This window comes from Streptomyces sp. WMMC940, assembly GCF_027460265.1.
Taxonomy (GTDB): Bacteria; Actinomycetota; Actinomycetes; order Streptomycetales; family Streptomycetaceae; genus Streptomyces.
In genome coordinates, this window is sequence record NZ_JAPZBC010000001.1 from 6,270,714 (window position 1) to 6,294,105 (window position 23,392).

23 protein-coding genes are annotated in these 23,392 nt (G+C 70.8%); 19 read left to right on the forward strand and 4 right to left on the reverse strand.

What is annotated here, in order from left to right:
* The first annotated feature begins 43 nt into the window (after nucleotides 1-43).
* Entirely contained in the window at nucleotides 44-931 is an 888-nt protein-coding gene (locus O7595_RS27605) for a tRNA (adenine-N1)-methyltransferase (protein WP_269731306.1), read from the forward strand.
* Between the two features lie 253 nt (nucleotides 932-1,184).
* Nucleotides 1,185-1,772, forward strand: coding sequence for a hypothetical protein (locus tag O7595_RS27610; protein WP_269731307.1), 588 nt, complete (start codon nucleotides 1,185-1,187; stop codon nucleotides 1,770-1,772).
* Nucleotides 1,773-1,802: 30 nt separating this feature from the next.
* Here the strand turns inward: O7595_RS27610 and O7595_RS27615 are convergent, their stop codons facing one another.
* Entirely contained in the window at nucleotides 1,803-2,081 is a 279-nt protein-coding gene (locus tag O7595_RS27615) for a ferredoxin (RefSeq protein ID WP_138056199.1), read from the reverse strand.
* Between the two features lie 258 nt (nucleotides 2,082-2,339).
* Here O7595_RS27615 and arc point away from each other — a divergent pair, with 258 nt between their 5' ends.
* From arc to prcA, 6 genes are all read left to right on the forward strand, one after another.
* Nucleotides 2,340-4,106 carry a proteasome ATPase gene (gene arc, locus O7595_RS27620; protein ID WP_269731308.1) on the forward strand — a complete coding sequence of 589 codons (1,767 nt, stop codon included), beginning with the start codon at nucleotides 2,340-2,342 and terminating at the stop codon, nucleotides 4,104-4,106.
* A gap of 269 nt (nucleotides 4,107-4,375) precedes the next feature.
* The gene (dop, locus tag O7595_RS27625) at nucleotides 4,376-5,887 is read left to right on the forward strand and encodes a depupylase/deamidase Dop (protein ID WP_443071744.1); all 1,512 of its coding nucleotides are present in this window, start codon (nucleotides 4,376-4,378) and stop codon (nucleotides 5,885-5,887) included.
* 132 nt (nucleotides 5,888-6,019) lie between these two features.
* Nucleotides 6,020-6,238 (forward strand): ubiquitin-like protein Pup, encoded by a 219-nt coding sequence (locus O7595_RS27630; RefSeq protein ID WP_269732650.1) that lies wholly within the window; start codon nucleotides 6,020-6,022, stop codon nucleotides 6,236-6,238.
* Nucleotides 6,239-6,603: 365 nt separating this feature from the next.
* A complete protein-coding gene (locus O7595_RS33720; protein WP_332328327.1) occupies nucleotides 6,604-6,837 on the forward strand; it encodes an endonuclease VII domain-containing protein in 234 nt (77 codons plus the stop codon).
* Nucleotides 6,789-7,634, forward strand: a complete 846-nt coding sequence (gene prcB / locus O7595_RS27640; protein WP_269731309.1) for a proteasome subunit beta — start codon at nucleotides 6,789-6,791, stop codon at nucleotides 7,632-7,634. The genes O7595_RS33720 and prcB overlap by 49 nt, the downstream gene beginning before the upstream one ends.
* Before the next feature lie 62 nt (nucleotides 7,635-7,696).
* Nucleotides 7,697-8,458, forward strand: coding sequence for a proteasome subunit alpha (prcA, locus tag O7595_RS27645; protein ID WP_269731310.1), 762 nt, complete (start codon nucleotides 7,697-7,699; stop codon nucleotides 8,456-8,458).
* Between the two features lie 169 nt (nucleotides 8,459-8,627).
* On the opposite strand, the gene O7595_RS27650 is transcribed toward prcA, so the two are convergent.
* A complete protein-coding gene (locus tag O7595_RS27650; RefSeq protein WP_269731311.1) occupies nucleotides 8,628-9,659 on the reverse strand; it encodes a LacI family DNA-binding transcriptional regulator in 1,032 nt (343 codons plus the stop codon).
* A gap of 140 nt (nucleotides 9,660-9,799) precedes the next feature.
* Here O7595_RS27650 and O7595_RS27655 point away from each other — a divergent pair, with 140 nt between their 5' ends.
* The 11 genes from O7595_RS27655 (at nucleotide 9,800) to O7595_RS27705 (ending at nucleotide 20,949) form a co-directional block, all read left to right on the forward strand.
* Nucleotides 9,800-11,071: an MFS transporter gene (locus O7595_RS27655; protein WP_269731312.1), complete on the forward strand. Its 1,272-nt coding sequence runs from the start codon at nucleotides 9,800-9,802 to the stop codon at nucleotides 11,069-11,071.
* A 9-nt stretch (nucleotides 11,072-11,080) separates the two neighbouring features.
* Nucleotides 11,081-12,442: a Pup--protein ligase gene (pafA, locus tag O7595_RS27660; protein ID WP_138056207.1), complete on the forward strand. Its 1,362-nt coding sequence runs from the start codon at nucleotides 11,081-11,083 to the stop codon at nucleotides 12,440-12,442.
* A gap of 138 nt (nucleotides 12,443-12,580) precedes the next feature.
* Nucleotides 12,581-13,513 carry an FKBP-type peptidyl-prolyl cis-trans isomerase gene (locus tag O7595_RS27665; RefSeq protein ID WP_269731313.1) on the forward strand — a complete coding sequence of 311 codons (933 nt, stop codon included), beginning with the start codon at nucleotides 12,581-12,583 and terminating at the stop codon, nucleotides 13,511-13,513.
* Nucleotides 13,514-13,556: 43 nt separating this feature from the next.
* The gene (locus O7595_RS27670) at nucleotides 13,557-13,931 is read left to right on the forward strand and encodes an FKBP-type peptidyl-prolyl cis-trans isomerase (protein WP_269731314.1); all 375 of its coding nucleotides are present in this window, start codon (nucleotides 13,557-13,559) and stop codon (nucleotides 13,929-13,931) included.
* A gap of 122 nt (nucleotides 13,932-14,053) precedes the next feature.
* Nucleotides 14,054-15,010, forward strand: coding sequence for a helix-turn-helix transcriptional regulator (locus O7595_RS27675; RefSeq protein ID WP_269731315.1), 957 nt, complete (start codon nucleotides 14,054-14,056; stop codon nucleotides 15,008-15,010).
* A 17-nt stretch (nucleotides 15,011-15,027) separates the two neighbouring features.
* On the forward strand, nucleotides 15,028-15,984 hold the full coding sequence (locus O7595_RS27680) for a helix-turn-helix transcriptional regulator (protein WP_269731316.1): 957 nt from the start codon (nucleotides 15,028-15,030) through the stop codon (nucleotides 15,982-15,984).
* Between the two features lie 28 nt (nucleotides 15,985-16,012).
* Nucleotides 16,013-16,267 (forward strand): hypothetical protein, encoded by a 255-nt coding sequence (locus O7595_RS27685; protein ID WP_269731317.1) that lies wholly within the window; start codon nucleotides 16,013-16,015, stop codon nucleotides 16,265-16,267.
* A gap of 25 nt (nucleotides 16,268-16,292) precedes the next feature.
* Nucleotides 16,293-16,490 carry a hypothetical protein gene (locus tag O7595_RS27690; protein ID WP_269731318.1) on the forward strand — a complete coding sequence of 66 codons (198 nt, stop codon included), beginning with the start codon at nucleotides 16,293-16,295 and terminating at the stop codon, nucleotides 16,488-16,490.
* Between the two features lie 211 nt (nucleotides 16,491-16,701).
* Complete coding sequence (tatA, locus tag O7595_RS27695; protein WP_269731319.1) at nucleotides 16,702-16,992, forward strand: Sec-independent protein translocase subunit TatA; 291 nt, start codon at nucleotides 16,702-16,704, stop codon at nucleotides 16,990-16,992.
* A 42-nt stretch (nucleotides 16,993-17,034) separates the two neighbouring features.
* A complete protein-coding gene (gene tatC / locus O7595_RS27700) occupies nucleotides 17,035-17,982 on the forward strand; it encodes a twin-arginine translocase subunit TatC (RefSeq protein ID WP_269731320.1) in 948 nt (315 codons plus the stop codon).
* A gap of 138 nt (nucleotides 17,983-18,120) precedes the next feature.
* On the forward strand, nucleotides 18,121-20,949 hold the full coding sequence (locus O7595_RS27705) for a DEAD/DEAH box helicase (RefSeq protein ID WP_269731321.1): 2,829 nt from the start codon (nucleotides 18,121-18,123) through the stop codon (nucleotides 20,947-20,949).
* A gap of 461 nt (nucleotides 20,950-21,410) precedes the next feature.
* Here the strand turns inward: O7595_RS27705 and O7595_RS27715 are convergent, their stop codons facing one another.
* Both O7595_RS27715 and O7595_RS27720 read right to left on the reverse strand, forming a co-directional pair.
* Nucleotides 21,411-22,223, reverse strand: coding sequence for an anti-sigma factor (locus O7595_RS27715; protein ID WP_269731322.1), 813 nt, complete (start codon nucleotides 22,221-22,223; stop codon nucleotides 21,411-21,413).
* Nucleotides 22,220-22,804, reverse strand: a complete 585-nt coding sequence (locus O7595_RS27720; RefSeq protein ID WP_269731323.1) for a sigma-70 family RNA polymerase sigma factor — start codon at nucleotides 22,802-22,804, stop codon at nucleotides 22,220-22,222. The genes O7595_RS27715 and O7595_RS27720 overlap by 4 nt, the downstream gene beginning before the upstream one ends.
* Nucleotides 22,805-23,392: the final 588 nt, after the last annotated feature.

The following is a 23,392-nucleotide window of genomic DNA, read 5'->3' on the forward strand; positions in this document are numbered from 1 at the left end:
CCACGTGGCACGGGCGGCTTCCCGCACCCCATACACTGGTCACATGTCCGAACCGACCGGTGCCGCCCGCCGTCGCGGGCCCTTCAAGGTCGGGGACCAGGTCCAGCTCACCGACCCCAAGGGACGCCACTACACGTTCACGCTCGAGGCCGGGAAGAACTTCCACACCCACAAGGGTTCCTTCCCGCACGACGAGCTGATCGGCGCCCCCGAGGGCAGTGTCGTCCGTACCACGGGAAACGTCGCCTACCTCGCGCTGCGCCCCCTGCTCCCCGACTACGTCCTGTCCATGCCCCGCGGCGCAGCCGTGGTCTACCCCAAGGACGCGGGGCAGATCCTGGCCTTCGCCGACATCTTCTCCGGGGCCCGTGTCGTGGAGGCGGGTGTCGGCTCCGGCTCGCTGAGCGCCTTCCTGCTGCGCGCCATCGGCGACGAGGGCATGCTGCACTCCTACGAGCGCCGTGAGGACTTCGCGGAGATCGCAAGGGGCAACGTCGAGCGCTACTTCGGCGGACCCCACCCCGCCTGGACGCTGACCGTCGGTGACCTGCAGGACAACCTCTCGGACGCCGACGTCGACCGCGTCATCCTGGACATGCTCGCGCCCTGGGAGTGCCTGGAGGCCGTCTCCAAGGCGCTCGTCCCCGGCGGCATCCTGTGCTGCTACGTGGCGACCACCACGCAGCTCGCGCGGACCGTGGAGTCCATCCGTGAGATCGGCTGCTACGCCGAGCCGCAGCCGTGGGAGTCCATGATCCGCAACTGGCACGTCGAGGGCCTGGCCGTGCGGCCGGACCATCGGATGATCGGCCACACCGGCTTCCTGGTCACCGCCCGCCGACTCGCGGACGGCGTGGAGCCGCCGATGCGCCGCCGCAGGCCCGCCAAGGGCGCCTACGGCGAGGACTACGAGGGCCCGAACAAGGGCTGAGTACCCGTCAGCAGACCGCCCCGCACCCGTACCGCGTGCGGGGCGGAGGCGTTTGCACAACGCGGTGGCCGTACCGTCGAGTTCCGGTCACGTCCGGGGAACTCGGCGGCCGCCTCGTCGCGTTGGGTCGCGCCGGGCGGATTGCACCGGTTCTTCGCCACGACGGTTTCGCCCCCCGCTGTTCCCGCGCCCTGTGACGTGTGGCACGATGCGGGCACCCCCACCGGAACCGCTGCTCACAGGAGACGCCTCGGTGCAGACCTCCGCCGTCCCGGATCTCGCGCACACCCACGCCCGCCCGGTGCACTGGCTGGCCACCGCGGCGGCGATGTCCGCGGTCGTCGCCGTCGCGGGCCTGCTGCAGCCGGACCACGCCCGAGCGGGGCAGTCCGGGGCCCGGGAGACCACCACCGCGGCAGCCGCCGCTCCGGCGCCGGCCCCCGACGCCGACGGCGTCGCGCTGCCGTTGGAGTGCGGCGGGGGGCCGACCGTGGTGGTCGGGCAGGCCGCCGGCGACCTGGACGGCGACGGCGGCCCGGAGACGGTCGTCGCGGCGCGCTGCGAGGCCGGTTCCGGCACCCCGCCCAGCGGCGTCTACGTGCTGGCCCGGTCCCGCACCGGGGAGCCCCGCCTCGTCGCCACCCTGCTGGAGCCCGCCCGCCGGCAGAGCGTCGGTGAGCTCGCAGTCCGTGACGGAGTCGTCACGGCAGCGCTCCTCGGCTATTCGACGCCTGAGGTGCCGCGCTGCTGCCCGGACGAGCGGGAGACGGTCAAGTGGCGGTGGAGCGGGGGGAAGTTCGTCGAGTCCGGCGTGGGCGGGGACGCCACCGGGAGTGTGTGAGGGGTCACCCTCGGTCCGTGGGGGAACGGGCTACTCGGCGTCGGGCCCGTACACCTCTGTCTTGTCCGAAACGCGGCGTACATGGATGCAGTCGCCGGGGCACTCCTTGGCCGAATCGATGACGTCGGTCAGCAGCGGCAGCGGCACGGGCGTTGTGGCGCCCGGGTCCTGCAGCAGTTCGTCGTCGGCGCTCTTCACGTACGCCAGACCGTCGATGTCCAGCTCGAAGACCTCGGGTGCGTACTGGGCGCAGATGCCGTCGCCGGTGCACAGCTCCTGGTCGATCCAGACCTCGAGCGCCTCGTTCATGTCGCCTGCCGTTCCTGCGCGGTGTGCATCAAGCCGTGTTGTATCAATACGGGCCAGCCCTGACGGGTGTTGACCGTTCCGACCATACAACCGCCCGCTTTCCGATGTTGGTGGGTGGGTATTCCCCTGACGTGAGGGGCCAGCGCAAGGGTGAAGATCGGACACACCCCTTCCGTCTTTGTGATCTAGGGGTTTCAATCACCACCCACCCAGGTAGGGTCAGGAAGCGTCCAGCTCCCCTTGGAGGAGGTGAGGACCGTGGCAGCCCACGACGACGACAACAACCGCGGCTTCCGGCCGGGGCGGGGGTCTGAAGACCCCGCCGGCCAGGTCGCCTATCTCGAGCAGGAAATCGCCGTCCTGCGCCGCAAGCTCGCCGACTCTCCGCGTCATACGAGGATTCTCGAGGAGCGGATCGTCGAGCTGCAGACGAACCTGGCCGGCGTGTCCGCGCAGAACGAACGACTGGCGAACACGCTCCGTGAGGCCCGGGACCAGATCGTGGCCCTCAAGGAAGAGGTCGACCGGCTCGCGCAGCCGCCTGCCGGCTTCGGTGTCTTCCTGCAGGCCAACGAGGACGGCACCGCCGACATCTTCACCGGGGGCCGCAAGCTCCGGGTGAACGTCAGCCCCGGCGTCGAGGCCGAAGAGCTCCGGCGCGGCCAGGAGGTCATGCTCAACGAGGCGCTCAACGTGGTCGAGGCCATGGAGTTCGAGCGCACCGGGGACATCGTCACCCTCAAGGAGATCCTCGAGGACGGCGAGCGGGCCCTGGTGATCGGGCACACCGACGAGGAACGGGTGGTGCGGCTCGCCGAGCCGTTGCTGGACGTCACCATCCGCCCCGGCGACGCCCTGCTGCTCGAGCCCAGGTCCGGGTACGTGTACGAGGTCGTGCCCAAGAGCGAGGTCGAGGAGCTGGTCCTCGAAGAGGTCCCGGACGTCGACTACGACAAGATCGGCGGCCTGGGCGGTCAGATCGAGATGATCCGGGACGCCGTCGAGCTCCCCTACCTCCACCCCGACCTCTTCAAGGAGCACGAACTGCGGCCGCCGAAGGGCATCCTGCTCTACGGCCCGCCCGGATGCGGCAAGACGCTGATCGCGAAGGCCGTCGCCAACTCCCTTGCCAAGAAGGTCGCCGAGGTGACCGGCCAGCCCGCGGGGAAGAGCTACTTCCTCAACATCAAGGGCCCCGAGCTCCTCAACAAGTACGTCGGCGAGACCGAGCGGCACATCCGCCTGGTCTTCCAGCGCGCGCGTGAGAAGGCCGGTGAGGGCACGCCCGTCATCGTCTTCTTCGACGAGATGGAGTCCCTCTTCCGCACCCGTGGCTCCGGTGTCAGCTCGGACGTCGAGAACACGATCGTTCCCCAGCTGCTCGCCGAGATCGACGGTGTGGAGGGCCTGGAGAACGTGATCGTGATCGGCGCCTCCAACCGCGAGGACATGATCGACCCCGCGATCCTGCGGCCCGGCCGGCTCGACGTCAAGATCAAGATCGAGCGCCCGGACGCGGAGGCGGCGAAGGACATCTTCGCGAAGTACCTCACGCCGTCGCTGCCGCTGCACGCGGACGACCTCTCCGAGCACACCGGCTCCAAGGAAGCGGCCGTACAGGGCATGATCCAGTCGGTCGTGGAGCAGATGTACGCGGAATCCGAGGAGAACCGCTTCCTCGAGGTCACGTACGCGAACGGCGACAAGGAAGTCCTCTACTTCAAGGACTTCAATTCCGGCGCCATGATCCAGAACATCGTGGACCGGGCGAAGAAGATGGCCATCAAGGCCTTCCTCGACCACGACCAGAAGGGTCTCCGCGTCGCGCACCTGCTCCAGGCCTGCGTCGACGAATTCAAGGAGAACGAGGACCTGCCGAACACCACGAACCCGGACGACTGGGCCCGGATCTCCGGAAAGAAGGGCGAGCGGATCGTGTTCATCCGCACCCTCGTCACCGGAAAGCAGGGCGCGGACACCGGACGCTCCATCGACACGGTGGCGAACACCGGTCAGTACCTGTAGATCGCAGCCCGGCTGCGGATGTCCTGGGGCTCCCCTTGGAAATCGGGGGAGGGCATCCGCAGCCGGCTGCTTTCCGAGGGTTCCGGACGGGTAATCGCACCACACAGGGCAATGACCGAATTGATCTCCCCACCAGCGCAGAGGCGTTCTAGGCTCGTCCGTACCGCCGCGTCGCGCCGTGCGGGGACGGGCACCGCACAGGCAACGGAGAACGAGCGGTACTTGAGCGCCGCTCCCGGACGGGAGCGCCGCCGGGCAAGGAGGGCCGCATGACCGTACGGCGAGTAATGGGCATCGAGACGGAGTACGGGATCTCCGTCCCCGGCCACCCGAACGCCAATGCCATGCTCACCTCGTCCCAGATCGTCAACGCCTACGCGGCGGCGATGCACCGGGCGCGCCGCGCCCGCTGGGACTTCGAGGAGGAGAATCCCCTGCGGGACGCCCGGGGCTTCGACCTGGCCCGCGAGGCCGCTGACTCCAGCCAGCTCACCGACGAGGACATCGGCCTGGCCAACGTGATCCTCACCAACGGCGCCCGGCTCTACGTGGACCACGCCCACCCCGAGTACAGCGCCCCCGAGGTCACCAATCCCCGCGACGCCGTGCTCTGGGACAAGGCGGGCGAGCGGATCATGGCGGAGGCGGCCGAGCGCGCCGCCCAGCTGCCCGGCGCCCAGCCCATCCATCTGTACAAGAACAACACCGACAACAAGGGCGCGTCCTACGGCACGCACGAGAACTACCTGATGAAGCGGGAGACCGCCTTCTCGGACATCGTGCGGCACCTGACGCCGTTCTTCGTGTCCCGGCAGGTCGTGACCGGCGCCGGCCGGGTCGGGATCGGCCAGGACGGCCACGAGCACGGCTTCCAGATCAGCCAGCGGGCCGACTACTTCGAGGTGGAGGTGGGCCTGGAGACCACCCTGAAGCGGCCCATCATCAACACCAGGGACGAGCCGCACGCCGACGCGGAGAAGTACCGCCGACTCCATGTGATCATCGGCGACGCGAACCTGTCCGAGATCTCGACCTACCTCAAGCTCGGTACGACCGCCCTGGTGCTGTCGATGATCGAGGACGGCTTCATCAACGTCGACCTGGCCGTCGACCAGCCCGTGCGCACGCTGCACCAGGTCTCCCACGACCCGTCCCTGCAGCGGCTGGTCACGCTGCGCAGCGGCCGGACACTCACCGCGGTCCAGCTGCAGATGGAGTACTTCGAGCTGGCGCGCAAGTACGTCGAGGACCGCTTCGGCATGGACGCGGACGAGCAGACCAAGGACGTCCTGGTGCGCTGGGAGGACACGCTCAACCGGCTCGAGAACGACCCGATGAGCCTGTCGGGCGAGCTGGACTGGGTCGCCAAGCGGGAGATCCTGGAGGGCTACCGCAGGCGCGACGACCTCGACTGGGACGCGGCCCGGCTGCATCTCGTGGACCTGCAGTACGCGGACGTGCGCCCCGAGAAGGGGCTCTACAACCGCCTGGTGGCCCGCGGCAAGATGAAGCGGCTCCTGGACGAGCCCGACGTCGAGCGGGCCGAGAGCAAGCCTCCCGAGGACACCAGGGCGTATTTCCGCGGGCGCTGCCTGGAGCAGTACGCGGACGACGTGGCGGCCGCCTCCTGGGACTCGGTGATCTTCGATCTGCCGGGGCGGGACTCCCTGCAGCGCGTACCGACGCTGGAACCGTTGCGTGGTACACGTAACCATGTGAAGGAGCTTCTTGACCGGTGCCGGACGGCGGAGGACCTGGTCCGCGTCCTCTCCGGGGGCTGAAACGGCCCGCGTCCGGGAATCATGGAGGTGTGCCCCGGGCGTTGAGGAAAGTGCGGGGCCGATGTCGGACCCTCCTTGTAGGGTCTGATCTTGAGTCCGAACCATGCGGGCGAACCGAGCGGGGTGAGGGATATGGCGACCAAGGACACCGGCGGCGGGCAGCAGCGGGCGACGCGCTCCACCGAGGAGGTCGAGGAGCAGGCGCAGGAGGCGCAGGCCTCCGAGGACCTCAAGGAGCGCCAGGAGAAGCTGTCGGACGACGTCGACTCCGTGCTGGACGAGATCGACGACGTCTTGGAAGAAAACGCAGAGGACTTCGTTCGGAGTTTTGTGCAAAAGGGCGGTCAGTAGGTAAATGTCCAAAATGGACATTGAGAAAAAATGCTCAACCTGCCAGAAGGTACTTCCGGCCAGCGCATTCGCGTCGAACAAGTCGCGGCCCGACGGGCTGCAGGCCACGCGCCGCGAATGCGCTGCCGAGTACTACCGACACCGCCGGACGGCTCAGGGCGGGACGGTCCGAATCAAGGTCGATGTCCCTGCTGGGTACAAGGAGTGCCGGACCTGCGGCGAGGTGAAGCCCGACAGCGAATGGCATCGCAACGCGACCGCGTCCGATGGCCTCTCGACGCGCTGCAGAGCGTGCAGGGCCGTCCAGAGGCCGTCAGGGACATCTGAAGCGCCGGCACGGCATCACCGAGGCCGAGCGCAACGACATGCTCTCGTTGCAGACGGGTATCTGCGTGCTCTGCCTGTCCGCTCCTGCAGCGCATGTGGATCACTGTCATGAGACGGGTAGGGTCCGTGGCGTACTGTGCTTCAACTGCAATTCGGCCATCGGCAAGTTGGGAGACGATCCCGACACCGTCCGGCGGGCTGCCGCCTACTTGGAAGGAACCTCGTGGAAGCCAACCCTCGTAGCACCGGGCGTCTACCGGCTGCCTTCCTGACGCCCGGCTCCTCGTCCTTCATGGACTTCCTCGGCGAGCACTCTCCCGAGCTGCTCCCGGGCAAGCGCGTCCTGCCTCCGGTGCAGGGCGCGATCGAGGCACCCCACGGCACGACGATCGTCGCCGCCTCGTTCCCCGGCGGCGTGGTGCTCGCCGGTGACCGCCGGGCCACCATGGGCAACATGATCGCCCAGCGTGACATCGAGAAGGTCTTCCCGGCCGACGAGTACTCCGCCGTCGGCATCGCCGGCACCGCCGGCCTGGCGGTGGAGATGGTCAAGCTGTTCCAGCTCGAGCTGGAGCACTTCGAGAAGGTGGAGGGCGCCCAGCTCTCCCTCGAGGGCAAGGCGAACCGTCTGTCCACGATGATCCGCAGCAATCTCGGCATGGCCATGCAGGGCCTCGCGGTGGTCCCGCTCTTCGCCGGCTGGGACGTCGACCGGGAGAAGGGCCGGATCTTCTCGTACGACGTGACCGGCGGCCGTTCGGAGGAGCAGGGCTACGCCGCGACGGGTTCCGGGTCGATCTTCGCCCGCGGGTCGATGAAGAAGCTCTTCCGCGAGGACCTGACCGAGGAGCAGGCGCTCACACTGGTCATCCAGGCGCTCTACGACGCGGCCGACGAGGACTCCGCCACGGGCGGGCCCGACGTGGGCCGCCGTATCTACCCGATCGTCACCGTCATCACCGACGAGGGCTTCCGCAAGCTGACCGAGGCCGAGACCTCCGAGATCGCGCACGCGGTCCTGGAGCGCCGGAGGGAGCAGCCCGACGGCCCGAGGGCCTCGCTGCTCTGATGTTCCCCAGGACACCGCTGGGCGGTGACTCCTCGCCACTGACAGAAAGGGACGGATAGCCGGTGTCGACGCCGTTCTATGTCTCACCCCAGCAGGCGATGGCCGACCGGGCGGAATACGCCCGCAAGGGCATCGCGCGCGGCCGCAGCCTGGTCGTGATGCAGTACGCCGACGGCATCGTGTTCGTCGGCGAGAACCCGTCCCGCGCGCTGCACAAGTTCAGCGAGATCTACGACCGGATCGGCTTCGCCGCGGCCGGCAAGTACAACGAGTACGAGAACCTGCGCATCGGCGGCGTCCGCTACGCCGACCTGCGCGGCTACACCTACGACCGCGACGACGTGACGGCCCGCGGGCTCGCGAACGTCTACGCGCAGACGCTGGGCACGATCTTCTCCAGCGCCGGCGAGAAGCCGTACGAGGTCGAACTGGTCGTCGCCGAGGTGGGCACCTCGCCGGAGGGCGACCAGATCTACCGGCTGCCGCACGACGGCTCGATCGTGGACGAGCACGGCTCGGTCGCGGTCGGCGGCAACGCCGAGCAGATCAGCTCCTTCCTCGACCAGCGGCACCGTGACGGGATGTCCCTCGCGGAGGCGCTGAAGCTCGCCGTGCAGGCCCTGTCCCGCGACACCAACGGCGGCGAGCGGGAGATCCCCGCCGAGCGCCTGGAGGTCGCGGTACTGGACCGCACCCGTCCCCAGCAGCGCAAGTTCAAGCGGATCGTGGGCCGCCAGCTGTCCCGCCTGCTCGGGGCCGACGACGCCGCCTCCGCCCCGACGGAGGCCCCGTCGGACGAGGAGACCCCGGAGGACGAGGCGTAGCCCGCGCTCCGTCCCTCCTCTGCGCCCTGCCCGCGGTCCGTGGGCAGGGCGCGGGCGTGTGCGGGGTGGGACACGGCACCGCCGGGGCCCGCGGACGCGTCCCCACGGCCGACGGGCGCGAGTCCGCTCCGAGACCTCCGAAGGTGTGCGTGCGGCGCCTGGCGCGCCCTCAGGCCGTCGGCGCGGGGCCAGTGGAGCCCCGGGGGACGAGGGTGACCGGGAGGGCGCCGGAGGCCGGGGGGCGGGACGCGAGGACGTCGAGGAGTGCGGTCATGCCGGCCTGGCCGATCCGTTCGGCCGGGAGGCGGACCGTGGTGAGCTCCGGCTCCACCGCCGTCGCCAGGGCCAGATCGTCGAAACCGGTCACCGAGACGTCCTCCGGCACCCGCAGCCCCAGGCGGCGGACCGCCTTGCAGGCGCCGGCCGCGAGGATGTCGTCGTCGCAGACCAGGGCGGTGGGCCGCGGCCCCGGACCGGTCAGGGTCCGCCCTGCCTCCCTCAGCGCACCGGACACGTCGAGCGGCGACGGAACCGTCCGCAGCTCCGCCTCCGGCACCTTACGCAGGGCCGCTTCCAAGGCCCGGGCCCTCACCTCGAAGGTCCATGACGACACCGCGGAGGCGAGATGGACGAAGCGACGGTGCCCGAGGCCGAGCAGATGGTCCGTCACCTGCCGCATACCGTCCGCGACGTCCAGGTTCACCTGGGCCGCTGACCCCGGGTCCGAAGGGTCGCTGTCCAGCATCACCAGCGGCAGATCGGACCCGCGGATCGCGTCCAGCGCCCCGACCGCCATCGAGGAGGCGATCACCCCGTCCAGGGCGGCACGGGCGGACGCGAAGGGGTCCCGGGCGGGTCCCACGCCCTCGGGGGAGGGGTACAGCACCACACCGAAGCCGTGCTCGGCGGCCACCGCGGCGGCGCCCCCGTACACGCGGGCGAAGAACTCGTTGGTCAGGGCGGGCACCACCAGCAGGGCCGTCCGCGTCCGGCCCAGCCGCAGATTGCGCGCGGCGAGATTCGGCCGGTAGCCGAGGTCGGACGCCGCGTCGCGCACCAGTCCGGCGGTGCGCTCGGACACCCGGCCGCGCCACTTCCCACCCAGCACCAGCGACACCGTGGCCTGGGACACCCCGGCGGCGCGCGCCACGTCCCTGCTGGTCGGCCGCGCTCCGCCGGCGGCGGGCTCCCGTGTCTGCACACTCGCCTCCGTGCTCGGTCCCCTGTGCCGCGGGAGTGGACTCGCGGCATCTGACATGGTACGTATGACGCAGCAAGTTATACGTAAAACTTCCCTGGCTCGACGAGAGCGGCCAGGGCGGGAGCAAAGAGGCGGAAGCGATGGGCGCCGGAGCATCCGGGTACATGGACATCCTCAGGGCCCCCCACGCGGCACGCCTGCTCGCGGGCACGCTCGTGGGGCGGCTGCCGAACGGAGTCGCGCACATCGCCATCGTGCTCTTCACCCGGGCCGAGGGCGGCAGCTACACCCTCGCCGGCGCCCTCGCCGCCGTCTACGGGCTGACCACCGCCGCGGGCCAGCCGCTCCTCGGCCGCATGGTCGACCTGCACGGGCAGCCCCGTGTCCAGCTCCCCGCCGCGGTCCTGTCGGGTCTCGGCATGGCCGCCCTCGCCGTGGCGGGCATCGACTCGCTCCCCGTGGCCTACGCCGCCGTCGCCGTCGCCGGGTTCTTCACCCCGCCGCTGGAAGGTGGGCTGCGCGCCCTCTGGCCGGACGTCCTCGGCCACCGGCAGGACCGGGTGCACCGTGCCTACGCCATGGACGCGATAGCCCAGGAAGTCATGTTCACGGTCGGTCCGTTGCTGGTCACACTGCTGGTCTGGCTGATGTCGCCGGCCGCCTCGCTGCTGGTCGTCAACGCGCTGGGCGTGCTCGGCGCCCTCTCGGTGGTGGCCTCCGGGCCCTCCCGCGCCTGGCGCTCGGCGCCCCGCGAGGCCCACTGGCTCGGCGCCCTGCGCTCACCGGGGCTGCTCGCCCTGCTCGGCTCCTTCTTCTTCGTCGGCCTGGCCCTCGGCTCGATCACGGTCGCCGCCTTCGCCTACGCCGACGACCGCGGTGGTGACGCGGTGTACGGCTGGTTCATGGCGGCCCTCGGCCTCGGCGCCCTGATCGGCGGAGCCGCCTACGGCGCGCGCGACTGGGCCGGCGCGCCCGAGCGGCGGCTGCGGGTCATCACCGGACTGCTGGCGCTGGGCTATCTGCCGCTGATGCTCACCCCGGCAGTTCCCGCGATGACCGCGCTCGGCGCCGTCTCGGGGCTGTTCCTCGCGCCCGCGATCGCCTGCGCCTTCATCGTCGTCGACCGGCACGCGCCGCGCGGGACCGTCACCGAGGCGTTCTCCTGGCTGGTGACCACCTTCGGAGTCGGCGCGGCCGTCGGGACGGCCGCCGCCGGTCCGGCCGTGGAATTCGGCGGGACCACCGCGGGCTTCGCCGTCGCCGGCTGCGGGGGGATCACGGCACTGATCGTTCTGCTGGCCACCGGACGGGTCCTCGCAGCTCCCGGCCGCGGCGCGCTCAGGGCGTCCGCGGATGAAAATGATCGAAGCGGTGCCGTCGAACCCGGTTTCAGCTCAGGCCATCGGGCGTAATGTTCCCTCATGGACCGCCGCATTTTCGGGCTGGAGAACGAGTACGGCGTCACGTGCACGTTCAGGGGACAGCGCCGACTGTCACCTGACGAAGTGGCGCGCTACCTCTTCCGCCGAGTCGTGTCATGGGGCCGCAGCAGCAATGTCTTCCTGCGCAACGGGGCCCGCCTCTACCTCGACGTGGGTTCGCATCCGGAATACGCAACTCCCGAATGCGACAACGTGACCGAACTGGTCACCCACGACAAGGCCGGGGAACGCATCCTCGAAGGCCTGCTCGTCGACGCCGAACGCCGCCTGCACGAGGAGGGGATCGCGGGCGACGTCTATCTCTTCAAGAACAACACCGATTCGGCCGGAAACTCCTACGGATGCCACGAGAACTACCTCGTGGCGCGGCACGGGGAGTTCTCCCGGCTCGCGGACATCCTGATTCCGTTCCTCGTCACCCGCCAGCTGCTCTGCGGGGCGGGAAAGGTCCTCCAGACCCCGCGCGGCGCGGTGTACTGCGTCAGCCAGCGCGCCGAGCACATCTGGGAGGGCGTCAGCTCCGCGACCACCCGCTCCCGGCCCATCATCAACACCCGGGACGAGCCGCACGCGGACGCCGAGAGGTACCGCCGCCTGCACGTCATCGTCGGCGACTCCAACATGTCGGAGACGACGATGCTGCTCAAGGTCGGAGCCACCGACCTGGTGCTGCGCATGATCGAGGCGGGCACGGTCATGCGCGACCTGACGCTGGAGAACCCGATCCGGGCCATCCGCGAGGTCAGCCACGACATCACCGGCCGCCGCAAGGTACGCCTGGCCAGCGGGCGCGAGGCGTCCGCCCTGGAGGTGCAGCGCGAGTACTACGAGAAGGCCGTGGACTTCGTCGACCGCCGGGGCATCCGCACCGGCACGGTGGCGCAGGTCCTGGAGCTCTGGGGCCGCACCCTCGACGCCATCGAGCAGGAGGACCTCGACAGGATCGGCACCGAGATCGACTGGGTGATGAAGTACAAGCTCATCGAGCGGTACCGGGCCAAGCACAACATGACCATGTCCCACCCGAGGGTCGCTCAGATAGACCTCGCGTACCACGACATCCACCGCAGGCGCGGGCTCTACTACCTGCTGGAGAAGAAGGGCCAGGCCACCCGGATCTGCAACGACCTCAAGATCTTCGAGGGCAAGTCCGTGCCCCCGCAGACCACGAGGGCGCGGCTGCGCGGCGACTTCATCCGCCGGGCCCAGGAGCAGCGGCGGGACTTCACCGTCGACTGGGTGCACCTCAAGCTCAACGACCAGGCACAGCGCACCGTGTTGTGCAAGGACCCGTTCCGTTCCGTCGACGACCGGGTGGAGAAGCTGATCGCCGGTATGTAGCGTCCGGTCCCGCCCCACCGCAGGGGCCGCGGGACGGGCCGGGAACGTCACCCGGGCCCCGTACGTTTCTCGTACGGGGCCCGCGGCACGGCCTAGAGTGTCGACCGACCGATGTGCCGTCTGAGATCTGAGGAACACGTGCGCCGACTTGCCGGCCTGCTCGTCGTGCCCCTGCTGCTGCTCTCCACAGCGGCTTGTGGCGACGACAAGGGCTCCACTTCCGCCCAGTCGTCGAACGGACTGCCCGCCATCACCGCGGGTGCGAAGTTCGGCGAGAAGCCCACACTGGCCAAGGGCGAGGGCGAGCCGCCCAAGGACCTCAAGGTCGAGGTCCTCAGCGAGGGCAAGGGCCAGGTCCTCAAGAAGGGCGACCAGGCCCAGGTCGACTACCTCGGCCAGGTGTGGGACGGCGACAAGCCGTTCGACAACAGCTTCGACCGGGGCGAGCCCTTCGCCGTGACGATCGGTGGCGGCGGCGTCATCGAGGGCTGGCAGAAGGCCCTCGACGGCAAGAAGGTCGGCAGCCGTCTCGAGGTGTCCATCCCGCCGTCCCTCGCCTACGGCAGCAGCGGCCAGGGCGACATCCCGCCGAACGCCACGCTCGTGTTCGTCATGGACATCGTCAAGGGCACCACGCTCCCCGTGTCCGCCAAGGGCACCGAGGTCGCCCAGGACAACATCGACCTGCCCAAGGTCGGGACGAACACCGACGGCAAGGCGCCCTCGATCACCGTGCCGAAGAAGCCCGCCCCGACGAAGCTCGTCTCCAACTACGTCATCGAGGGCAGCGGTCCCGCGGTCAAGGCCGACGACACGGTGGCCGTCCAGTACAAGGGCGTCCTGTGGAAGGACGGCAAGGAGTTCGACAGCAGCTACTCCAAGGGCGCTCCCGTCACCTTCCCGCTCTCCGGCGTGATCCCGGGCTGGTCGAAGGGCCTGGAGGGCAAGAAGGTCGGCAGCCGGGTGCTGCTCGTCGTGCCGCCGGACATGGCCTACGGCGACCAGGCCCAGGGCCCCATCCCGGCGAAGTCCACGCTGGTCTTCTCCGTCGACGTCCTGGCGGTTCTGTAAGACTGTCGGCGTCGACTCGCACAGAGAACGCAAGGAGCAACACGTGAGCATCGAGAAGCCCGAGATCGACTTCCCGGGCGGCGAGCCGCCGGCCGACCTTGAGGTCAAGGACATCTGGGAGGGCGACGGGCCCGAGGCCAAGGCGGGCGACACCGTCTCCGTCCACTACGTGGGCGTGGCCTTCTCCACGGGCGAGGAGTTCGACGCCTCCTGGAACCGCGGCACCCCGCTGCAGTTCCAGCTCGGCGCCGGCCAGGTCATCCAGGGCTGGGACAAGGGAGTGCAGGGAATGAAGGTCGGCGGCCGCCGCCAGCTGACCATCCCGGCACACCTCGCCTACGGCGACCGCGGCGCCGGTGGCGGCCGTATCGCCCCGGGCGAGACGCTGATCTTCGTCTGCGACCTGGTCGCGGTCTGATCGCGAGCGGTCCGGTGGGGCCCATGCCCGTACGGGCATGGGCCCCCGCGCTTTTGCGACGACGCTCCGTAGCGGTAGGTTCGACGATCAGAAGAACGGTGAGGAAGGGCGGAAGGGCGTCGATGGCCATTGCCAAGGCCGAGCGGCTGATGAACCTGGCGCTGTGTCTGCTCGGGACACGGCGGCCGCTCAGCAAGCGGGAGCTGCGCGGCTCCATCGAGGCCTACATGGAAGCCGCCTCCGACGACGCCTTCAACCGGATGTTCGAGCGCGACAAGGACGACCTTCGCGAACTCGGGCTGGTCATCGCCACGGTGGACAACCTCGACGGCGAGACCGGCTATCTGGCCCGCCGCGACTCCAACCGGCTGCCCCCCATCACCCTCGACGCCGAGGAGGCGGCGGCGCTCGGCCTGGCCGCCAAGGTGTGGCAGCAGGCACGGCTCGCCGGAGCGGCCAGCGGAGCCCTGCAGAAGCTGCGCGCCGCCGGAATGCCGGAGGCGGAGGACCTGTACGAGGCCCAGCACAGCGCCCTGGAGCCGCGCATCCCCGTCCACGAGGCGGCTTTCGAGCCCTTGATGCTCGCCTGCCGGGACCGGCGCCCCGTCGTCTTCGACTACCGCAAGTCCAACGCCGTGCGCCCCGAGACCCGCCACGTCGAGCCCTGGACCCTGGAGTGCTGGCGCGGGCACTGGTACCTCGCCGGCTGGGACCGCGACCGCGGTGCCGAGCGTGTCTTCCGCCTCTCCCGCATCACCGGGAAGGTCCGCTCCCGCGCCGGCTCCTTCACCGCGCCCGTGCCCGACGTGGTCACCGTGCGCGAGACGGTCGAGAGCTGGGCCGGCGAGACCGCCACCAGGTCCGCGCGGATCAGGCTGCGGGCGGGCGCGGGCTACCCGCTGCGCGCCCGCGCCGCGTCCGTGCGGGAACTCGCCGACGGCTGGGACGAGTTGGAGATTCCGTACGGGCACGGTCTGGACGCCTGGCTGGTGGAGTTCGGGCCGGACGTCGTCGTGCTGGAGCCCGCGGATCTGCGGGCCGATGTGGTGGACCGGCTGCGCGCCGTGGCCAAGGGCTGAGGGGGACTCGTACAGGCATGGCCGCGAACGCCATCGACCAGACCCGGCGGATGCTCTCGCTGGTGACCTATCTGCGTGAACGTCCCGGGGCGCGTGTCGGGGACGTCGCCCGGGCCTTCGGGATCACCGAGGACGAGCTGATCTCCGACCTCGACGTCCTGCCCATGTGCGGGACCAGCTTCCGCGGCGGCGATCTCCTCGACATCGACACCGACGGTGAACGCATCTGGTGGCACAACCCCGACGACGTCGCCGAGCCGCTCCGGCTCGCCGCCGACGAGGCGACCGCGCTCCTGGTCGCCGCGCGGGCCGTCGCGACGCTGCCAGGACTGCGGGAGGGCGACCGCGAAGCACTGGTGCGGGCCACCGCGAAGCTGGAGGCCGCGGCCGGCGAGTCCGCGGGTGCCAGCTCCCGGTTCTCCGTGACCTTCGAATCCGAGGGGGGCGTCTTCGCCGACGTCGACCGCGCCATCTCGGAGCGCCGCAGACTGTGGCTCCGCTACTACTCCCCGGCGCGGGACGAGCTCACCGAGCGCGAGGTCGACCCGATCCGGCTCTTCGCCGTCGGCCACACGTATATGGAGGGCTGGTGCTACCTCTCGGAGGCGCGCCGGACCTTCCGGCTCGACCGGGTGGCCGAGATCCGGCTGCTGGACGAGCCGTCGGCACCGCCGGAGACGGAGCTGCGCGATCTGTCGGAGGGGCTGGTGCAGCCCTCGGCGGAGGACCCCGAGGTCGTCGTCGAAGTCGGCCCGGGAGGCCGCTGGGTGGCCGAGTACTACCCGCACGACAGTGCGGAGGAGCGGCCCGACGGCGGGCTGCGGATCAGTCTGCGCACCCCGGACCCGGCGTCCCTGCGGCGGCTCGCGCTGCGGCTGGGGCACGACGGCCGGATCGTGTCTCCGCCCGGTCTCGCGGAGAGCGCCCGGCGGGCGGCGCGTGAGGCACTCGCCGCGTACGACAGCCAGGACTGACGGCCGACCGATGGGAATCAAGAGGGAAATGTCCATTCTGTCAGGAATTCAGGCGCCGAAGGTCCCCCTCCTCTTCAAGGCCGCCTGCCCCGACTGCCGAGGCCGCTTCGAACTCGCGGCGGGCGCGCTGCGCCTCGCGATCGGCGCGAGCAGGCGGACCACCTTCTACTCCTTCACCTGCCCCGAGTGCGGGGCCGCCGTCCGCAAGCCCGCCGGGGAGCGGATAGTCGAACTCCTCACCGGAGGCGGCGTGCGGACGCTGCGCCTCCACTCCACCGTCTGACCCCTGCGACCCCTAGGCTCTGCCCATGTTCTGGCCCATGCTCGCCATCGCCCTGGGATTCCTGGGGATCGCCGTCCTCGGCGTCCTCGGCGTCCTCGTCTTCCTGGAGGCCCGGCGCCTGGGCCGGCAGGTGGCCGCCACCGCCGAACGCGTCAACCGCGCCGCGGAGGACCTGGAGAGAGCGGCGGCGCGGCTGGCACGCACGGGCGAGGCGCTGCGCTAGAGGCAGGCGGTCTCCTCCGGTGGACGGCCCGGAGGTACCCTGCCAGTGGCGGACCCGCTGTCGGTTCGGGTCGCAATCGCCGGTACGCACGGGCATTGCCCTGCGTTTACTCCGGCGGGTTACGATCGCTGTCAAGTCGGTGATCGGACTCCTGTCCGACCGCCCCCGGGCAGCCCGCCCTTCAGCCGTCTCAGTGAGAAGGAAGTCGCACATGATCGGCAATCTGAAGCCCCTCGAGATCATCCTGATCATCGTGGTCATCCTGTTGCTGTTCGGCGCCAAGAAGCTGCCCGACATGGCCCGTTCGCTGGGCAAGTCCGCCCGGATCCTGAAGAGCGAGGCAAAGGCGATGAAGAAGGACGACGAGCCGGCGGGCGGCCAGACGACGCCGGGCGCCGACCCCGCCGCGCAGAAGGACGCCCCTCGCACCATCCAGGCGGCCCCCGGCGATGTGACGAGCAGCCGTCCGGTCTCGGAGCCGAATCGCACGACCCAGAGCTGACCCGGTTCCCCCGACGGTTCCCGCACGAGACGAGGAAGTGGGTTGCTCAAGTCTGCCCGCAAGCAGGAGAGAGACGCCGAGGGGCGGATGCCTCTCGGAGAACACCTGCGTGAGTTGCGCAACCGGCTGATGAAGTCGGTGCTGGCGATCGTGGTGGTGACGATCGTCGCGGCCTTCTTCCAGAAGGAGATCTTCGAGTTCCTGATGCGGCCGATCCTCGAGTCGGTCGGCTGCGTGAACGGTCAGGTCGTCATGCGTAACGGCCAGCTCTGTGCCGAGATGACGACACAGGGCCTTCTCTCGCCGTTCACCATCGCGCTGAAGGTCGCCCTCATGGCGGGCGTGCTGGCGGCGACCCCGGTCTGGCTCTACCAGCTCTGGGCCTTCGTCGCTCCCGGGCTGCACAACCACGAGAAGCGCTATGCGCTGAGCTTCGTGGCCGCCGGCGTACCCCTCTTCGTGGGCGGCGCCTACCTCGCGTACTCGATCCTGCCGCAGACCGCCGAGATCATGCTCGGCTTCGCCCCTTCCGGCGCGAAACCGCTGCTGCCGCTGGACGACTATCTGGACCTGATCACCCGCATGGTGATCGTCTTCGGCATCGCCTTCGAGCTCCCGCTGCTCCTGATCCTGCTCAACATGACCGGTGTGCTGACCGGCAGGCGGATGCTCCGCTGGTGGCGCGGAATGATCATCGGCCTCACCGCGTTCGCCGCGATCGCCACGCCCGGTGGTGAGCCGATCTCGATGCTGCTCCTGGCCGGCCCCCTGGCCGTGCTCTACTTCCTCGCCGTGGGCTTCTCCTTCCTCAACGACGCCCGCCGCGGACGCAGGAACCCCGACGCCGGCCTGAGCGACGACGAGGCCTCCGAGCTCGACCTCACGCCCGAGGCCCTCGGCGAGGTCGAGGCCGTCCCCGCCGCCCGCGCGCTCCCCGAGCAGCAGAGCGGCGACCGGGACCGCATCAACGGGTACGACGACGTCACCTGATCCCGGACGGAGACCCCCGGTCGCGGGGTGTCCCGCGGGCGTGAGCGCGGTGCCCGCCAACGCCCGCCCCGGGCCTCCGCCCGCGCTCGAATAAGATCGCGCCCACTGTCGGACCCGACGGGTAGGCTCGACCACAAGATGACAGAGGACCTCTCACCAGCTGAGCGATACGCAGCTGCTCGGACCCGCGCCGCCGAGCAGGCCACCGCGCTCGCTCCCTTCCGCGAGATGTACGACTTCGAGCTGGACCCCTTCCAGATCGAGGCATGCGAGGCGCTCGAGGCGGGCAAGGGCGTGCTCGTGGCGGCCCCCACGGGCTCCGGCAAGACGATCGTCGGCGAGTTCGCCGTGCACCTCGCCCTCACCCAGGGGCGCAAGTGCTTCTACACGACCCCCATCAAGGCGCTGTCCAACCAGAAGTACTCGGACCTGGTGAAGCGGTACGGCCCCGGGAGGGTCGGCCTGCTCACCGGCGACAACAGCGTCAACTCCGAGGCGCCCGTGGTCGTCATGACCACCGAGGTCCTGCGCAACATGCTGTACGCCGGCTCCCAGTCGCTGAACGGCCTCGGCCATGTGGTCATGGACGAGGTGCACTACCTCTCCGACCGCTTCCGCGGAGCCGTCTGGGAGGAAGTGATCATCCACCTCCCCGAGTCGGTGACGCTGGTGTCGCTCTCGGCGACGGTGTCCAACGCGGAGGAGTTCGGTGACTGGCTGGACACCGTCCGCGGCGACACCGAGGTGATCGTCTCCGAGTCCCGCCCCGTGCCCCTGTGGCAGCACGTGCTGGCCGGACGCCGGATGTACGACCTCTTCGAGGAGGAGACCGACCACGGCGGCCGCGGCGCGGCCCGCCGAGAGGTCAACCCCGACCTGGTCCGCCTGGCCAGGATGGAGAACTCGCGCACCTACAACCCCCGGGACCGACGTCGCGGCAAGATGGTCCGCGAGGCCGACCGGGAGCGCGAGCGCCGGCAGCGCAGCCGGATCTGGACCCCGGGACGGCCCGAGGTCATCGAGCGACTGGACGCGGAGGGGCTGCTGCCCGCCATCACGTTCATCTTCAGCCGTGCCGGCTGTGAGGCCGCCGTCCAGCAGTGCCTGTACGCGGGGCTGCGGCTCAACGACGAGGAGGCCCGCCTGGAGGTACGGGCGATGGTCGAGGAGCGCACGGCGTCCATCCCGCGCGAGGACCTCCACGTCCTCGGCTACTACGAGTGGCTGGAGGGCCTGGAGCGGGGCATAGCCGCGCACCACGCCGGGATGCTCCCGACGTTCAAGGAAGTCGTCGAGGAACTCTTCGTCCGTGGCCTCGTCAAGGCCGTCTTCGCCACCGAGACCCTGGCCCTCGGCATCAACATGCCGGCCAGGTCCGTCGTCCTGGAGAAGCTCGTCAAGTGGAACGGCGAGCAGCACGCCGACATCACCCCCGGCGAGTACACGCAGCTGACCGGACGCGCGGGGCGTCGCGGTATCGACGTGGAGGGCCATGCCGTCGTGCTCTGGCAGCGCGGCATGGACCCGGGGGCGCTCGCCGGCCTCGCAGGCACCCGCACCTATCCGCTCCGCTCCAGCTTCAAGCCGTCGTACAACATGGCGGTCAACCTGGTGCAGCAGTTCGGCCGGCACCGCTCGCGCGAACTTCTGGAGACCTCCTTCGCGCAGTTCCAGGCGGACAAGTCGGTCGTCGGGATCTCGCGCCAGGTGCAGCGCAACGAGGAAGGACTCGAGGGCTACCGGGAGGGCATGACCTGCCACTTGGGCGACTTCGAGGAGTACGCGCGGCTGCGCCGCGAGCTGAAGGACCGTGAGACCGAACTGGCCAAACAGGGCGCGGCCCAGCGCCGGGCGGCGGCCGCGGACTCGCTGGAGAAGCTCAAGCCGGGCGACGTCATCCACGTCCCCACCGGCAAGTTCGCCGGGCTCGCGCTCGTCCTCGACCCCGGCCTGCCGGCGGGCCGGTCCAACGGCCACCGCGGGTACGAGTACCACGACGGGCCACGCCCCCTGGTGCTGACGGCCGAGCGGCAGGTCAAGCGACTCGCCTCGATGGACTTCCCGGTCCCCGTCGAGCCGTTGGAGCGGATGCGGATCCCCAAGTCCTTCAACCCCCGCTCGCCGCAGTCGCGCCGCGACCTCGCCTCCGCCCTGCGGACCAAGGCCGGTCACATCGTGCCCGACCGGCACCGCAAACCGCGCGCCGCCGCCGCGGACGACCGAGAGATCGCCAGGCTGCGCAAGGAGATCCGCGCCCATCCCTGCCACGGCTGCGACGAGCGCGAGGACCACGCCCGCTGGGCCGAGCGCTACCACCGGCTCCAGCGCGACACCCGGCAGCTGGAACGGCGCATCGAGGGCCGGACGAACACCATCGCCCGTACCTTCGACCGCATCGTCGCGCTGCTGACCGAGATGGACTACCTCCGCGGCAACGAGGTCACCGAGCACGGCCGGCGGCTCGCCCGGCTCTACGGCGAGCTGGACCTGCTGGCCAGCGAATGCCTGCGCGAAGGAGTCTGGGAGGGGCTGAACCCGGCCGAACTGGCCTCCTGCGTCTCGGCGCTGGTGTACGAGGCGCGGCAGGCCGACGACGCGGTGGCGCCGAAGCTCCCGTCCGGCAGAGCGAAGGCCGCGCTCGGTGAGATGGTGCGCATCTGGGGCCGGCTGGACGCGCTGGAGGAGGAGTTCCGCATCAACCAGGCCGAGGGCGTGGGCCAGCGCGAGCCGGATCTCGGCTTCGCCTGGGCCGCGCACCAGTGGGCCTCGGGCAAGGGGCTGGACGAGGTGCTGCGCGAGGCGGAGATGCCGGCGGGGGACTTCGTGCGCTGGAGCAAGCAGGTCATCGACGTGCTCGGCCAGATCGCGGCCGCGGCGCCCGGGGAGCACTCCACCGTGGCGCGCAACGCCCGCAAGGCCGTGGACGCGGTGCTGCGCGGCGTGGTGGCGTACAGCTCGGTCGGCTGACCTTCGGTGCCGGTGTGCCGCCCCGGCGCGGGCGGCACACCGGGCTGTGCGGGCGCACACCCTCGAGTGCCGGAGCGCCCGCACCGCGTGCGGCGCCCACCGGCTCGGAGGCCCACGTGCCCGGTCCACCGGCGCCGCCCCGGCGCGCGGAACGTGAGCGCCGTGGGGCTCGGGGCCGACGAGGGATTCGCCCGGCGCCCGCCCGACGCCGGGGAAGCGGGCGCCGGAACACCGCGGTGCGGGCGCTCGGCCGGCACCGGGCCGGGACGTGCACCGCACCCGAACGCGACGGACGGCCACCGCCCGAGCGTGAGCGCCAGGCGCCGCAGGTCAGGCGCGCCGAGGACGCGGGAACCGTGTCCCGGGAGAGGGACGTGGGTAGGACGCGTCCAGCGGGCGGGAATCGCCCCCGCTCCGTGCACCGCCCCGAGGGCAACGCGTCCCTCCCCGCCGTACCCGCCCTACCCGGCCGGGAAGCTGAGCAGGCCCAGTGGTTCGGAGGTCGGGGCCCGGGAGCCGCCGGAGGGTTCGACGGTGATGCCCATGCCCGTCGCCCGGCCGACCGCGCCGTCCATGAGCAGTGCCTCCGCGCCTCCCGCCGAGGCGAGCAGCCCGGCCGGACGCATGGTGTCGCCGTCCGCGAACCAGAGTTGGTACACCTTGCCGCTCTCCGGCCGGGGCAGGCCGGACGCGAGGAAGACGGCACGGTCGCGTTCGCGGGAGACGGCCACCGTGCCGGTGGCGCCCTCGCCGAGCTTCGTGCTCAGCGTGCGCACGTCGGGCGCGGTGAGGACGTCCGCGAGTGCCTGGGTCCGCCGCTGTGCCAGTTCGGCGGCCTCACGGGCCTCGGTCCGCGCCTCGTCGACGGCGCGCTGCTGCGCGAACGTGACGCCGCCGAGCGCCGCGAGCCCCGCGACACAGGCGGCGAGGACGAACCCCGGGAGCCTGCGCCGACCCGCTGGACGGGCCCGGTGGACCGGTGCCGGGATCCGGCCGGCCTCCGCGGCGGCGACCTTCGGGGGTTCCTGGCGTACGGTCGAGATCCGGGCCAGCACCTGGGACTTCATCGCGGACGGCGGGTTCTCGGTCGCGGCGAGCCCGAGCCGTACCGCCGTGGCGCCGAGTTCCCGCACCTCCTGCTCGCAGGCCGCGCACACGGCCAAGTGCCGTTCGAACCGGGCGCGTTCCCGGTCGCCGAGCGCATTGAGGGCGTATGCGCCGGTCAGCGTGTGCAGTTCGGCGTCCCGCCCCGCTCCCTTCGCCGCGGCGCTCATCCGTTCACCCCCAGGCAGTCGCGCAGACGGATCAGTCCGTCGCGCATCCGTGTCTTGACCGTGCCCAGCGGCACCGCGAGCAGTTCGGCGACCTCCCGGTAGGCGAGGCCGCGGTAGTAGGCCAGGGTCACCGACTGGCGCTGGAGTTCGGTCAGCGTGCGCAGACAGCGCCGTACCTGCTCCCGTTCCAGCCGGGCCTCGACCTGTTCGACGACGTCGTCGAACGCCGGTGTGCCGCCGAGCCGTGCGGCTCTGTGCTCGCGTTCGGCGGATGCCTGGGCGGAGCGTACGCGGTCGACGGCGCGGCGGTGGGCGAGGGTGAGGGTCCAGGTGAGGGCCGAGCCGCGGGAAGGCCGGTAGCGCGCGGCTGTGCGCCACAGCTCCACCAGCACCTCCTGCGTCACTTCCTCCGACTGTGCCGGATCGCGCAACACCCCGCGGACGACGCCGAGTACGGGTCCGCAGACCGCGTCGTACACACGCGAGAAGGCCTGCTGATCGCCGCGCGCGACCCGGACGAGCAGTTCGTCGAGTCCCGGCCCCGCCGATGGTGCCCCTGTGATGCGTATCGCTTCCTTCACCGCTCTCCCCTCGCCGCGGCCTGCTCCGGCCGGCCCCTCTTCCCCGGACCTGCGTCGCCGCGGGTGTCACTCCCCCTATACGGAGCGGAGGCGGGTCTTGACTGCCGTCGCGCCCAACTTTTTACGCGTCCGTGTTCCGGCCGAGTCCTTCGCCGTCCGGGGAGTCCCGGGTAGCGGGGGACGGCGAAGGGCCGGCGGGGGAGAGCGGGGCCGTGAGCAGCGGAGACGGCTCCGCGGTGGGGCTTGGGGGACGGCCGGTGGTGCGGGTGCGCCTGAGGTGCCGGTGACGTTCACCCCGCGGGTCGGCGGGTCGGCGGGTCGGCGAGTCGGCGGGGCGTTCCGGCGGGCCGGACGCCGAGTGTGTCCGCGACCACGGCACGCGGGCGCCGTGGGTCCCGCGGGGTGGGTCGACGTCCGTGCCGCGGTGGGCCGGGCGCGACTGCCGTATGCGGTGGCCGCCTCCCTCGCGCGACGGTCCGCCCTGTGTCGGTGCGGGCGGAGGGCCCGGACCCGTGCGGGGCGATGCCTTTCTGTCGTGACGGTCGGCACGTTGACGGCGGTGCGCCCGCACCGGTGCGGCGGCCGTGC